General features: G+C 68.4%; 13 protein-coding genes. 9 read left to right on the top strand and 4 right to left on the bottom strand.

Features of this window, described 5'->3' with window-relative positions; genetic code table 11:
- The first annotated feature begins 68 nt into the window (after nt 1-68).
- The 3 genes from LRK53_RS01385 (at nt 69) to LRK53_RS01375 (ending at nt 2,641) form a co-directional block, all read left to right on the top strand.
- Nucleotides 69-1,034: an ABC transporter ATP-binding protein gene (locus LRK53_RS01385; protein ID WP_027493478.1), complete on the top strand. Its 966-nt coding sequence runs from the start codon at nt 69-71 to the stop codon at nt 1,032-1,034.
- A complete protein-coding gene (locus LRK53_RS01380) occupies nt 1,031-1,813 on the top strand; it encodes an ABC transporter permease (protein WP_235642455.1) in 783 nt (260 codons plus the stop codon). Before LRK53_RS01385 ends, LRK53_RS01380 begins: the two co-directional genes overlap by 4 nt.
- 108 nt (nt 1,814-1,921) lie before the next feature.
- Nucleotides 1,922-2,641 (top strand): pseudouridine synthase, encoded by a 720-nt coding sequence (locus LRK53_RS01375; RefSeq protein WP_027493476.1) that lies wholly within the window; start codon nt 1,922-1,924, stop codon nt 2,639-2,641.
- A gap of 136 nt (nt 2,642-2,777) precedes the next feature.
- On the opposite strand, the gene tsaD is transcribed toward LRK53_RS01375, so the two are convergent.
- Nucleotides 2,778-3,827, bottom strand: a complete 1,050-nt coding sequence (tsaD, locus tag LRK53_RS01370; RefSeq protein WP_235642454.1) for a tRNA (adenosine(37)-N6)-threonylcarbamoyltransferase complex transferase subunit TsaD — start codon at nt 3,825-3,827, stop codon at nt 2,778-2,780.
- A gap of 67 nt (nt 3,828-3,894) precedes the next feature.
- Between tsaD and rpsU the strand changes: the two genes are divergently transcribed.
- Both rpsU and LRK53_RS01360 read left to right on the top strand, forming a co-directional pair.
- A complete protein-coding gene (gene rpsU, locus LRK53_RS01365; RefSeq protein WP_007081639.1) occupies nt 3,895-4,110 on the top strand; it encodes a 30S ribosomal protein S21 in 216 nt (71 codons plus the stop codon).
- Nucleotides 4,111-4,300: 190 nt separating this feature from the next.
- Complete coding sequence (locus LRK53_RS01360) at nt 4,301-4,747, top strand: GatB/YqeY domain-containing protein (protein ID WP_027493475.1); 447 nt, start codon at nt 4,301-4,303, stop codon at nt 4,745-4,747.
- Here LRK53_RS01360 and LRK53_RS01355 read toward each other — a convergent pair.
- On the bottom strand, nt 4,725-5,039 hold the full coding sequence (locus LRK53_RS01355; RefSeq protein ID WP_027493474.1) for a hypothetical protein: 315 nt from the start codon (nt 5,037-5,039) through the stop codon (nt 4,725-4,727). The genes LRK53_RS01360 and LRK53_RS01355 overlap by 23 nt on opposite strands.
- A gap of 145 nt (nt 5,040-5,184) precedes the next feature.
- On the opposite strand from LRK53_RS01355, the gene LRK53_RS01350 reads away from it, so the two are divergent.
- The 4 genes from LRK53_RS01350 to LRK53_RS01335 all read left to right on the top strand — a co-directional run bounded on the left by LRK53_RS01350 (nt 5,185) and on the right by LRK53_RS01335 (nt 9,027).
- Nucleotides 5,185-5,355: a DUF1328 domain-containing protein gene (locus tag LRK53_RS01350; RefSeq protein WP_027493473.1), complete on the top strand. Its 171-nt coding sequence runs from the start codon at nt 5,185-5,187 to the stop codon at nt 5,353-5,355.
- A gap of 134 nt (nt 5,356-5,489) precedes the next feature.
- On the top strand, nt 5,490-7,283 hold the full coding sequence (gene dnaG, locus LRK53_RS01345; protein ID WP_027493472.1) for a DNA primase: 1,794 nt from the start codon (nt 5,490-5,492) through the stop codon (nt 7,281-7,283).
- Nucleotides 7,284-7,401: 118 nt separating this feature from the next.
- A complete protein-coding gene (locus LRK53_RS01340; protein WP_027493471.1) occupies nt 7,402-8,022 on the top strand; it encodes a DedA family protein in 621 nt (206 codons plus the stop codon).
- Between the two features lie 9 nt (nt 8,023-8,031).
- Nucleotides 8,032-9,027 (top strand): bile acid:sodium symporter family protein, encoded by a 996-nt coding sequence (locus LRK53_RS01335; RefSeq protein WP_027493470.1) that lies wholly within the window; start codon nt 8,032-8,034, stop codon nt 9,025-9,027.
- A gap of 435 nt (nt 9,028-9,462) precedes the next feature.
- Here the strand turns inward: LRK53_RS01335 and LRK53_RS01330 are convergent, their stop codons facing one another.
- Nucleotides 9,463-9,708 carry a hypothetical protein gene (locus tag LRK53_RS01330; protein WP_027493469.1) on the bottom strand — a complete coding sequence of 82 codons (246 nt, stop codon included), beginning with the start codon at nt 9,706-9,708 and terminating at the stop codon, nt 9,463-9,465.
- 21 nt (nt 9,709-9,729) lie between these two features.
- Nucleotides 9,730-12,384, bottom strand: coding sequence for a magnesium-translocating P-type ATPase (gene mgtA / locus LRK53_RS01325; RefSeq protein WP_027493468.1), 2,655 nt, complete (start codon nt 12,382-12,384; stop codon nt 9,730-9,732).
- Nucleotides 12,385-12,484 lie beyond the last annotated feature (100 nt).

Here is a 12,484-nt window from a genome sequence, read left to right as displayed (position 1 = left end):
CCATCCGGCAGGGCCGGACGACGGGGCGTGGCCCGCTATAATACGGGTTAACCCCTCCGGTGCAGCCCATGTCCCCGCAGCTTCCCGATACGGTCCCGGCGCTCGCCGTCGACAACCTGCGCAAAACCTACGGCAACGGCGTCGAGGCCCTGAAGGGCATCAGCCTCACCGTGCAGCCCGGCGACTTCTTCGCCCTGCTCGGCCCGAACGGCGCCGGCAAGTCCACCCTGATCGGCATCCTGTCCTCGCTGGTGAACTCCACCTCCGGCGACGCCCGGGTGTTCGGCGTATCGGTCAACAAGCAGCGCAGCGAGGCAATGAAGTTGATCGGCCTGGTGCCGCAGGAGATCAACTTCAACCAGTTCGAGAAGTCGTTCGACATTTGCGTGAACGAGGCGGGCTTCTACGGCATTCCGCGGAAGATCGCCGCCGAGCGCGCGGAGAAGTACCTGAAGGAGCTGCGCCTGTGGGACAAGGCGCACGACCAGGCGCGCATGCTTTCCGGCGGCATGAAGCGGCGCCTGATGATCGCCCGCGCGATGATGAACGAGCCCCGGTTGCTGATCCTCGACGAGCCTACCGCGGGTGTGGACATCGAGATCCGCCGCTCGATGTGGCAGTTCATCAGCGGTATCAACGCGGCCGGCACCACGGTGATTCTGACCACACACTATCTGGAGGAAGCCGAGTCGCTGTGCCGCAACATCGCGATCATCGACCACGGCCGCATCATCGAGAACACCAGCATGAAGCGCCTGCTGGCGACGCTGGACGTGGAGACCTTCGTGCTCGACGTGGCCGCCATCCCGGCCGCGCTGCCAAGCATCCCCCACGTCACCCTGCGCCGCCGCGACGACCACACGCTGGAAGCCGAGATGGCCCGCTCGCACGACCTCAACTCGCTGTTCGCCACGCTGTCCGCGCACGGCATCACGGTGACCTCGATGCGCAACAAGACCAACCGGCTGGAGGAACTGTTCGTGCGGCTGGTGGAGAGCGGCCGGCACGCGCCGGATCGGGAGCGCGCTGCATGAGCCGCAACGCCGCCGCCAACCTGGTTGCACTGAACACCATCCTGCGCCGCGAAATCGTGCGCATCATGCGCATCTGGACGCAGACGCTGATCCCGCCGGCGATCACCATGACGCTGTACTTCGTGATCTTCGGCAAGCTGATCGGCAGCCGCATCGGCAGCGTCGAGGGCGGCTTCAGCTACATGCAGTACATCGTGCCCGGGCTGGTGATGATGAGCATCATCACCAACAGCTACGGCAACATCTCCAGCTCGTTCTTCGGCGCCAAGTTCAGCCGCGCGGTGGAGGAGATGCTGGTGTCGCCGATGCCGAACTGGGTGATCCTGACCGGCTATGTCGCCGGCGCGGTGGTGCGCGGCCTGGTGGTCGGCGTACTGGTGCTGCTGATCGCACTGTTCTTCACTGACCTGCACGTGATGCACCCGCTGATCACCTTCACCTCGGTGCTGCTGGGCGCCACCATCTTCTCCCTGGCCGGCTTCGTCAACGCGGTGTACGCGAAGAAATTCGACGACATCGCGCTGGTGCCCACCTTCATCCTCACTCCGCTGACCTACCTCGGCGGCGTGTTCTACTCGATCAACATGCTGGGCGAACCGTGGCAGGCGATCTCGCGCGCCAACCCGATCCTGTACATGGTCAACGCATTCCGCTACGGCGTGCTCGGCATCAGCGACGTGCACGTGGGCTGGGCCTTCGTGGTGATGCTGGGCTTCGTGGCGGTGCTCAGCGTGTTCGCACTGCAGCTGCTCAAGCGCGGCGTGGGGCTGAGGTCTTGAAGGCCGGGATTCGGGATTCGGGATTGGGGATTCGCAGAAGCCACAAGCCCGCGGGAATGCGCCTTGCCGAATCCCCAATCCCGAATCCCCAATCCCGGTTCTAATCCCATGCGCGTCAACAAGTACATCAGCGAAGCCGGCCTGTGCTCGCGTCGCGAGGCGGACGAGTGGCTGGCGGCCGGGCGCGTGACCATCAATGGCGAAGTGGTCTCGACCGGGGCCAAGGCGCTGGAAGGCGACGAGGTGCGGGTGGACGGCGAAATCGTCAAGGCGCGCATCCTGGCCGCCACGCCGGCGGCGAAGAAGGCGGTCTACATCGCACTGAACAAGCCGGTGGGCGTCACCTGCACCACCGACCAGGCGGTGGCCGGCAACATCGTGGACTTCGTCGACCACCCGCAGCGGATCTTCCCGATCGGCCGGCTGGACAAGGATTCCGAGGGGCTGATCCTGCTCACTAGCAACGGCGACATCGTCAACGAGATCCTGCGCGCCGAGAACCACCACGAGAAGGAGTACCTGGTGGCGGTGAACAAGGCGGTGACCGACGAGTTTCTCGCCGGCATGGCGAAAGGCGTGCGCATCCATGGCCAGATGACCCGGCCCTGCCGCACCCGCCGCATCGCGAAGTTCGGTTTCTCGATCGTGCTGACCCAGGGCCTGAACCGGCAGATCCGGCTGATGGCGGCCGCGTTCGGCTATCGCGTCACGCAGCTGCGCCGCGTGCGTATCGACAACGTGAAGCTGGGCCATCTCAAGCCGGGCCAGTGGCGCAACCTCACCGAGGCGGAGCTGAAGGGCCTGCTGCCCGGCCGCATGCAGTGGTGACCCCCACCTGCACTCGTAGGAGCCCGCTGGCGGGCGATGCTTTGAAGTCCGGGATTCGGGATTGGGGATTCGGGATTCGAAAAAGCGAAAGCATCGCCCGCGAGCGGGCTCCCCAACACAAGGTCGTGCCTGTCGCTCAGGCTGCCGGCAAAGTCTGCAGATCCCAGCGCGGGCGCACCTGCACGGTTTCGTCCTGATGCTGGCCGCCGGCCAGGCGGATCGCGCCGGCGAGCGCGATCATCGCGCCGTTGTCGGTGCAGAAGTCCAGCCGCGGGAAGTACACCCGGAAACCATCCTTTTCGCCAGCCTTGGCCAGCTCGCTGCGCAGGTGGCGGTTCGCACCCACGCCGCCAGCGATCACCAGCCGCTGCGCGCCGGTGGCCGCAAGCGCGCGGCGGCACTTGATGACCAGCGTGTCGACGATCGCTTCCTCGAACGCGCGGGCGATGTCGGCGCGGGTCTGCTCGGACTGGTCAGACTGCTGCCAGGCCAGCAACACCTGGGTCTTCAGCCCGGAGAAGCTGAAATCCAGCCCCGGCCGGTCGGTCATCGGGCGGGAAAAGCGGAACGCGCCGGCCGTGCCCTGCGTCGCCAGCTTCGCCAGCGCCGGACCGCCCGGATACGGCAGGCCCATCAGCTTGGCGGTCTTGTCGAAGGCCTCGCCGGCGGCGTCGTCCAGGGTGTCGCCCAGGATCGTGTAGCGACCAATGGCCTCGACCTCGACCAGCATCGAATGGCCGCCGGAAACCAGCAGGGCCACGAACGGCGGCTGCGGCGGATCGGCCTCCAGCAGCGGCGCCAGCAGGTGGCCTTCCATGTGGTGCACCCCGATCGCCGGCACGCCCAGCGCCCAGGCCAGCGCGCGCCCGGCCGAAGCGCCCACCAGCAGGGCGCCGACCAGGCCCGGGCCGGCGGTATAGGCCACCCCGCCCAGGTCGCGCACGCCCAGCCCGGCCTGGGCCAGCGCCTCGCGGATCAGCGGCAGCAGCTTGCGCACGTGGTCGCGGCTGGCCAGTTCCGGCACCACCCCGCCGTAGTCGGCGTGCAGCTTGATCTGGCTGTACAGGGTGTGGGCCAGCAGGCCGCGGCCGGGCGCGTCCGGCTCCCAGCGCAGCAGGGCCACGCCGGTCTCGTCGCAGGAGGTCTCGATGCCCAGCACGGGCTTTGAAAATTTGCCTGTTTCCACGGTATACTTCGCGGCTCGCTCTACCCAATAACCCCGTCAGCGGGGCAGATTACCACTCGGAGTTTCCATGCCCAACGTAAAAGTTCGCGAGAACGAGCCGTTCGAGATCGCACTGCGTCGTTTCAAGCGTACCTGCGAAAAGGCCGGCGTGCTGGCTGAGACGCGCAAGCGCGAGTTCTACGAAAAGCCGACCCAGGAGCGCAAGCGCAAGCGTGCCGCCGCGGTGAAGCGCCACCTGCGCCGACTGTCGCGCGACGTCTCGCGCAAGGTCCGCCTGTACTGAGTTTCCGCCCGCTCGCCCGTCGGCGAGCCGCCCGCGTCCTCACGCGGCGCATGCAGGAAACACGGTTGGCGCGGCCAGTCGCAGCCACCGCAAGCACTCCGGATTCGACCTCAGCCGGTGTTGTCCTCAGGACAACGCCGGCTTTGTCGTTTCCGTAGAATCATTACATCCACCTTCCGAGGTTCCGCCCATGACGCTCAAGCAGCAGATCACCGAAGACATGAAGACCGCCATGCGCAGCGGCGACAAGCACCGGCTGGGCGTGATCCGGCTGATGCTGGCAGCGATCAAGCAGCGCGAGGTGGACGAGCGGATCGAGCTGGACGACACGCAGGTGCTCAGCGTGCTGGAGAAGATGCTGAAGCAGCGCAAGGATTCAGTCAGCCAGTACGCCGCCGCCGGCCGCGAGGACCTGGCCGACGTCGAGCGCGCCGAGATGGTGGTGATCGAGGGCTACCTGCCGGCCAAGCTCGGCGACGAGGAGATCGACGCGCTGATCACCGCCGCGATCGCCGCCACCGGCGCCAGCTCGCCGCGCGACATGGGCAAGGTGGTGGCCGCGGTGAAGGAGAAGGCCGCCGGTCGCGCCGACATGGGCGTGGTCTCAGGGCGGATCAAGGCGCGCCTGGCCGGCTGAGCGTGCCGGCCAGGAACAGCAGCCCCAGCAGCACCAGCACGCCGGTGATCACGGCCAGCGCAATACGTTGGCGGCGCCGGCGCAGCCGCTGCCAGTTCTCCATGTCGAGGAAATAGCGGCCCTCGCCCGGACAGCGCAGCACCGCCAGGCTCACCAGCCGATGCCAGGCCATGCCCGGCTTCAACCCTAGCAGCCCCGCCGTGCAGGCGGTCGCCGCCGTGGTCGCGGCCGCCCGCTCGAACGCGCGCACGATCGCGCGTTGCCTGAGCATCATCACTGCATTGATCAGCATGGTTCGTCACTCCGGGCGGGCCAGGAAGCTTGCCGCGCCGCCGGCGCACCGGCAAGCCGCCATGCATCGCATTCACGCCAGCTCCGCTACAACCGGGGCAACGGGCGACCCCACCGTGCCGCGGGCGCCGCCGCAGGAGAAGCGCATGCTGAAGTGGGCCATCATCTTCGCCATCGTCTCGCTGGTCGCCGGCTGGCTCGGCTTCGGCAGTCTCTCCGGCGCCACCGCCACCATCGCCAAGGTGTTGTTCGTGTGCTTCCTGATCCTGTTCCTGCTGGCCGTGCTGGCGGTGATCGGCGTGGTCAGCCTGGTCTAGCAACGCTTCGGATCGGCGGCGGGACGGGAACGGCCTGGAGACGGCAGCTCGCCGTCCTCCCTGCGACATTTCGCCCCAGGTCAGCGCAAGCCGCCCAAGCCTCGTCGGCGGCGACCGACTAGACTAGGCGGTCTATGCGCGGCCTGATCCCCGACAGCTTCATCGACGAACTGCTCGCCCGCGTCGACATCGTCGACGTGATCGAGCGGCGCGTGCCGCTGAAGAAGGCCGGGCGCGAGTGGACCGCCTGCTGCCCGTTCCACAACGAGCGCACGCCCTCGTTCTACGTGAGCCCGGCCAAGCAGTTCTTCCATTGCTTCGGCTGCGGCGCGCACGGCAGCGCGGTGAAGTTCCTGATGGACTACGAGCGGCTGGAGTTTCCCGACGCCGTCGAGGAGCTGGCGCAGTCGGTAGGCCTGACGGTGCCGCGCGAAGGCGGCCGCGACGAGCGCCCGCGCGAGGACAAGACCGACCTGTACGCGCTGCTCGATGCCGCCACGGCCTGGTACGAGGGCGAGCTGCCGCGCAGCGCCGATGCCCAGGCGTATTGCAGGAAACGCGGCCTGGACGCGGAGACGATCAAACGCTTCCGCCTCGGCTGGGCGCCGGCCGGCTACGATGGCGTGATCAAGGCGCTGGGCAACACGCCGCGGCGGATGGAACTGCTCAACGAGGCAGGCATGGTCGCGTCGAGCGAGCGCGGCAGCAAGTACGACCGTTTCCGCGAGCGGCTGATGTTCCCGATCCTCGACCGCCGCGGCCGCGTGATCGCGTTCGGCGGTCGCATCATTTCCAGCGCACCTCCTGCGCGCGAAGATCAAGAAGCAGGCATCCCCGCCCGCACTTCTCAACAAAGCTCATCCCCCAAGTACCTCAACTCCCCCGAGACTCCGCTGTTCCACAAGGGCCGCGAGCTGTTCGCGCTGTGGCAGGTGAAGCAGGCCAACCCCAAGCTTGAGCGCATCGTGGTGGTGGAGGGCTACATGGACGTGATCGCGCTGCACCAGGCGGGCCTGCCGGTCGCGGTGGCCACGCTGGGCACGGCGACCACGCCGGAACACACCGAGGTGCTGTTCCGCGCCGCACCCGACGTGGTGTTCTGTTTCGACGGTGACCGCGCCGGCCGCGCCGCGGCGTGGAAGGCGCTGGAAGCGGCGCTGCCGCGGCTGCGCGACGGGCGCCAGGCGTACTTCCTGTTCCTGCCCGACGGCGAGGACCCGGACACGCTGGTGCGCAAGGAAGGCAAGGAGGGTTTCGAAAAGCGCATCCGGGAAGCAATGCCGCTGTCGGACTATTTCTTCAACGAACTGGCGCGCGACGTCGACATGGCCAGCCTCGACGGCCGCGCCCGCCTCGCCGAGCGCGCCCGCCCGCTGATCGCCCGCCTGCCCGACGGCGCCTTCCGCGACCTGATGGCACAGGAGCTGGAGAAGCGCAGCGGCGCCCGCGCGGTACTGCAGGCCGACCCTGCCACACGTCGCGCCGTGCAGCGGCCCACCGCGGTGCAGCGCAGCCTGGTGCGCAGCGCGATCTCGCTGCTACTGGCGCAGCCGGGCATGGCCGACCAGGTGGAGCGGCCTTACCGCTTCCTGCGCCTGGACAAGCCCGGCGTGGCGCTGCTGGCCGAGCTGCTCGACCTCGCGCGCGCGCGGCCCGGCATCAACTCCGCCATGCTGGTGGAGCATTTCGCCGAGCGGCCGGAATACCCTTCGCTGCAGAAGCTGATGGCGGCGCTGGCGGTGGGCGAGCCCGAGGCGCAGCGCAGCGAGTTCTTCGACGCACTGGCGCGGATGGAAGACCAGGCTGCGACCCAGCGTCGCGACGCGCTCACCGCGAAGAGCCGCGAGAGTACGCTCGACCCCGCCGAGAAGGCCGAACTGCGCGAACTGCTGGCCGCCCGCGTGCGTCCGCCGGTGACCTCGGCCTGACCACGATGAGCTGCCACCAGTCCACCCTTGCCGCAGCGGCCGCCGGACTCCACCCGACTGTGGGATCATGCCCGGCTGCGGCCGGCCAGGGCCCGCACCGGGGGGCACAAGGACACTGATGGACCTGCTGCAGCAACTGGTGACGATCTTCGCCGAGAACGGCTACGTGGCCGTGTTCATCGCGCTGATGATCTGCGGCGCCGGCCTGCCGCTGCCGGAAGACGTCACCCTGGTCGCCGGCGGCGTGATCGCCGGGCTCGGCTACGCCAACGTGCATACGATGTTCGCGCTGGCGATGTCCGGCGTGCTGCTGGGCGACTGCGCCATCTTCCTGCTCGGCCACCACTACGGCGCGCGCATGCTGCAATGGCGCTTCGTGGCGCGCGTGCTGACCCCGGCGCGCTACGTCAAGGTGCAGGAGAAGTTCGACCAATACGGCAACCGGCTGCTGTTCCTGGCCCGCTTCCTGCCCGGCATGCGCACCACCGTCTACCTCACCGCCGGCACCACCCACCGGGTGTCGTTCCTGCGCTTCCTGCTGATCGACACCATGGCCGCGCTGATCAGCGTGCCGATCTGGGTCTACCTGGGCTACTTCGGCGCCGACAACCACGAGTGGCTGGTGAAATGGATCCACCGCGGCCAGAGCAGCCTGTGGGTGCTGGGGGGAATCCTGCTGCTGACCGTGCTGGTGCTGTGGTGGAGGCACCGGCGCCGCACGCGTTGCGGGCTGGATTGAGCTGGCCGCATGTCGCTGCGTCGCTTTCGTCCGGACAACTTCACCCTCGCCCTGCTCGCCACCGTGCTGCTGGCCACGCTGCTGCCCTGCCGCGGTGGCACCGCACGGGTGCTCGACGGGATCACCGACGCGGCGATCGCACTGCTGTTTTTTCTGCACGGCGCCAAGCTGCCGCGCGCGGCGATCGTGCAGGGGCTGACCCACTGGCGGCTGCACCTGACCGTGTTCGCCAGCACCTTCGTGCTGTTTCCGCTGCTCGGGCTGGCGCTGCGACCGCTCGGCCACGCGCTGCTGACGCCGGAGCTGTATCTCGGCGTGCTGTTCGTCTGCACGCTGCCTTCCACGGTGCAGTCGTCGATCGCGTTCACCTCGATCGCCGGCGGCAATGTCTCCGCTGCGGTGGTCAGCGCGTCGATGTCGAACCTGATCGGCATCGTGCTGACCCCGCTGCTGGTCGGCCTGCTGCTGGCCAGCCACGGCGGCGGCGCCTCATGGCGCGGCGTGCTGGACATCATGCTGCAACTGCTGTTGCCGTTTGCGCTCGGCCATGTCGCGCGGCGCCGGATCGGCGGCTGGGTCGACCGCCACCGGCCGCTGCTCGGCTACACCGACCAGGGCACGATCCTGCTGGTGGTCTACACCGCGTTCAGCGCCGCCGTGGTCGACGGCCTGTGGCGCGACACGCCGGTCTCCGCCCTGCTCGCCACCCTGGCGATGTGCGCGCTGCTGCTGGCGCTGGTGATGCCTACGCTGACCTGGGCCGCACGCCGGCTCGGCTTTTCACGCGAAGACGAGATTGCCATCGTGTTCTGCGGCTCCAAGAAGAGCATGGCCAGCGGCATCCCGATGGCGAAGATCCTGTTCGCCGGCCAGCTCGGCGGCCTCGGCGCGCTGGTGCTGCCGCTGATGATCTTTCACCAGCTGCAACTGATCGTGTGCGCGGTGGTGGCGCGGCGCTACGCCACGCGGGCGGCGGCGACGGATGACACATTGGAAGCGGACTGACGCCGGCGCCGCTCGCCCAGGCGTCAGGAGTCGCCCGGCGCGTAGTTGAAGCCGAAGGTGAGCCAGCGCCCGTCGCGGTCGTGGCCGGCGAGCAGGTCGAAGCTGAGACCGTGCGCAAACGAGCGCCGCAGCCCGGCCTGCGCCGCGCCACCGACGACGCCGCGCGGCGTAGAGTTCGGCGAGGCCGCTCCAGTGCGCTGCCAGCGCGTACTGCATGCCCATGCCGCCGCTTGGTCGCGGTGGCCCTTCGCACGCGGTGTTCCAGCCCAGGTTGACGTGCACGGCCCAGGACGGATCCAGCGGCAGGCTGACGACGAGGTTGGCCGTACCCGCCGCCAGGCGGTGATCGGAGCGGCGCCCGCTGCTGCCCAGCGAGACGGCGGCGCCCGGGGCGGCCTCGTCCATGTCGAGCATGGGTGCGCTTGAGGCCGGCGCTCAGCCACGGCCCCGACGGCGCCCCGGCGCTGGCGCTGCCGCCCAGGCTGTACTCCACCCCGCCCAGCCGCAGGCCGGCACGGCCGTGACCTCACCACCGCCGCGCAAGCGCAACCAGGATTCGAGCTGGCAGCGGCCATCCGGCACGGTGCCGGCGTCATCGACCAGCAGACTGGCTCCCGCCCGCGCCGCGCACGGCGACAGCAGCATGGCGGCCAGCACGAATGGCACCACCAGGTGGCGCATGGTCGCTGCTCCCGGCCATGGTCACAGCCAGCGCCCGTAGCGGCGGATGTACACCAGCTTCATCAGCTGGGTCAGCACGCCGTAGGTGAGCACGGTCAGCGCCACCCAGCCGAAGAACGCCGGCGGCAGCGGCACCATGCCGATCTTGGCGCCGAGCCCGATGAACGGGATGAACAGGCCGATCAGGATGATCGCGCTGGTCAGCGCCAGCACCGGGGCCGAGGCGATGCTCTGCAGGAACGGAATCCTGCGCGTGCGGATCATGTGCACGATCAGCGTCTGCGTGAGCAGGCTCTCGACGAACCAGCCGGACTGGAAGAACGACTGGTGCGCCACCGAGTTCGCGCCGAACACGTGCCACAGCAGCAGGAACGTGGTGATGTCGAAGATCGAGCTGACCGGGCCGATCCACACCATAAAGCGTCCGATGTCGCTGGCGTTCCACTTGCGCGGCTTGCGCAGGTACTCGTCGTCCATGCGGTCGAACGGGATCGACAGCTGCGAGATGTCGTAGAGCAGGTTCAGCACCAGGATCTGCAGCGGCAGCATCGGCAGGAACGGCAGGAACGCACTCGCCACCAGCACCGAAAACATGTTGCCGAAGTTCGAGCTGGCGGTCATCTTGATGTACTTGATGATGTTGCCGAAGGTGATGCGGCCCTCGATCACGCCCTCCTCCAGCACCATCAGGTTCTTTTCCAGCAGGATGATGTCGGCCGACTCCTTGGCGATGTCGGTGGCGGTATCCACCGAGATGCCCACGTCCGCCTCGCGCAGCGCCGGCGCGTCGTTGATGCCGTCGCCGAGGAAGCCCACCGTGTGACCCTGACGCTGCAACGACTTCACCACGCGCGCCTTCTGCAGCGGCGACATCTTGGCGAACACGGTGGTGCGCGCCACCAGCGCATCCAGCGCCGCGTCGTCCAGCGGCTCGATCTGCCGGCCCTGCGCCGAATGCTCCACGTCCAGCCCCACCTCGCGGCAGATCTTGCGCGTCACCGCCTCGTTGTCGCCGGTGATGACCTTCACCTGCACGCCATGGTGATGCAGCGCGGCGATTGCCGTGGCCGCCGAATCCTTCGGCGGATCGAGGAAGGCCAGGCAGCCCACCGCGGTCAGCCCACTCTCGTCGGCGACGCCGTACGGCCGCCCGGCCGGCGGCTGCTGCTTCACTGCCACCACCAGCACGCGCAGGCCGTCTTCGTTGAGCCCGTGCGTCATCTCCTTGATCTCGTCGCGCTGGGCGTCGGTCATCGGCACGACCTCGCCGCCGGTCCTCGCCCAGGCGCAGATCGACAGCATCTCCTCCACCGCGCCCTTGCACACGATCAAGTCGTGGCCGTCGCCGTTGCCGAGCACCACCGACATGCGCCGGCGCTGGAAGTCGAACGGGATCTCATCGACGATGCGGTAGTGCGCCGCGGCTGGCTCCAGGTCGCGATGCTCCAGTACCGCCTTGTCCATCAGATTCTTCAGGCCGGTCTGGAAACGGCTGTTGAGGTAGCCGTACTCCAGCGCCTCGTCGGACTCCTCGCCATGCAGGTCGAGATGCCGCTCCAGCACGATCTTGTCCAGCGTGAGCGTGCCGGTCTTGTCGGTGCACAGCACGTCCATCGCGCCGAAGTTCTGGATCGCGTTGAGCCGCTTCACCACCACCTTGCGGCCGGACATCGCCAGCGCGCCCTTGGCCAGGTTCGCGGTGACGATCAGCGGCAGCATTTCCGGGGTGAGTCCGACCGCCACCGACAGTGCGAACATGAACGCCTGCAGCCAGTCGTGCTTGTCGAAGCCGTTGATCAGGAACACCACCGGCACCATCACCGCCATGAAGCGGATCAGCAGCCAGCTGACGCTGTTCACGCCGCGGTCGAAGCTGGTCTGCACGCGCTGGCCCACGATGCTGTGCGCCAGCGAGCCGAGATAGCTGCGCGGGCCGGTCGCCACCACCACCGCGGTGGCGGTACCGCTGACCACGTTGGTGCCCATGTAGCAGATCGTCGGCAGGTCCAGCGGGCTGGCGTGGTCCGCCCCGGCCACGCCAGGCGCGTCCGGCGCCGCCTTCTCCACCGGCAGCGACTCGCCGGTGAGGATCGCCTGGCTGATGAACAGGTCCTTCGCGTGCAGCAGGCGCAGGTCGGCGGGCACCATGTCGCCGGCGGCCAGGTGCACGATGTCGCCGGCGACCAGTTCGCCTACCGGCACCTCGATGCGCTCGCTGTGGCCGTCGGAGGCACGCCGCGTCACCGTGACGGTGTTGCGGACCATCGCCTTCAGCTTCTCCGCCGCCTTCGAGGAGCGGAACTCCTGGGTGAAGCTCAGCAGTACGCTGATGCCCACCATCACCGCGATGATCGCCGGCCCGGTGAGGTCGCTGGAATCGGTGAACAGCTGCACCCCGGCCAGCGCCAGCAGCACGATGATGAACGGGTTCTTGAACGCGCGCAGCAGCTGCACCGACCAGTGCGGCGGCTTCTCGTGCGAGACCTCGTTGACGCCGTCGCGCCCCAGCCGCGCGGCGATCTGCCCCTCGTCGAGGCCGGCCGGCGTGGTGTCCAGCGCGGCAAGCAGCGCCTGGTTGTCGCGGAACGCCTCCTGCGCGGCCGCCACGTGCGCCGGTGCCGGCGCGCTCTTGCCCGGCGCCTTCGGGAGGGCGCCCTGGATGGATTGCTTGATCATGACCCGCTTCCGTGAACCCGCTGTTGCCTGCCACCGGTGCGAGTCCGCGGAATCAATCCGCCAGACGCGCCGGCATGGTTGCGCATGGCCGCGCACGCGG

Origin of the sequence: Rhodanobacter thiooxydans, from assembly GCF_021545845.1 — a bacterium.
GTDB lineage: Bacteria > Pseudomonadota > Gammaproteobacteria > Xanthomonadales > Rhodanobacteraceae > Rhodanobacter.
This window is presented reverse-complemented; position numbering and strand designations above follow the sequence as displayed.

Excerpts from the sequence above, each read along its gene's own strand:
- LRK53_RS01385 (WP_027493478.1), top strand. The coding sequence starts at position 69 with ATGTCCCCGCAGCTTCCCGATACGGTCCCGGCGCTCGCCGTCGACAAC.
- LRK53_RS01380 (WP_235642455.1), top strand. The coding sequence starts at position 1,031 with ATGAGCCGCAACGCCGCCGCCAACCTGGTTGCACTGAACACCATCCTG.
- LRK53_RS01375 (WP_027493476.1), top strand. The coding sequence starts at position 1,922 with ATGCGCGTCAACAAGTACATCAGCGAAGCCGGCCTGTGCTCGCGTCGC.
- rpsU (WP_007081639.1), top strand. The coding sequence starts at position 3,895 with ATGCCCAACGTAAAAGTTCGCGAGAACGAGCCGTTCGAGATCGCACTG.
- LRK53_RS01360 (WP_027493475.1), top strand. The coding sequence starts at position 4,301 with ATGACGCTCAAGCAGCAGATCACCGAAGACATGAAGACCGCCATGCGC.
- LRK53_RS01355 (WP_027493474.1), bottom strand. The coding sequence starts at position 5,039 with ATGCTGATCAATGCAGTGATGATGCTCAGGCAACGCGCGATCGTGCGC.
- LRK53_RS01350 (WP_027493473.1), top strand. The coding sequence starts at position 5,185 with ATGCTGAAGTGGGCCATCATCTTCGCCATCGTCTCGCTGGTCGCCGGC.
- dnaG (WP_027493472.1), top strand. The coding sequence starts at position 5,490 with ATGCGCGGCCTGATCCCCGACAGCTTCATCGACGAACTGCTCGCCCGC.
- LRK53_RS01340 (WP_027493471.1), top strand. The coding sequence starts at position 7,402 with ATGGACCTGCTGCAGCAACTGGTGACGATCTTCGCCGAGAACGGCTAC.
- LRK53_RS01335 (WP_027493470.1), top strand. The coding sequence starts at position 8,032 with ATGTCGCTGCGTCGCTTTCGTCCGGACAACTTCACCCTCGCCCTGCTC.
- LRK53_RS01330 (WP_027493469.1), bottom strand. The coding sequence starts at position 9,708 with ATGCGCCACCTGGTGGTGCCATTCGTGCTGGCCGCCATGCTGCTGTCG.
- mgtA (WP_027493468.1), bottom strand. The coding sequence starts at position 12,384 with ATGATCAAGCAATCCATCCAGGGCGCCCTCCCGAAGGCGCCGGGCAAG.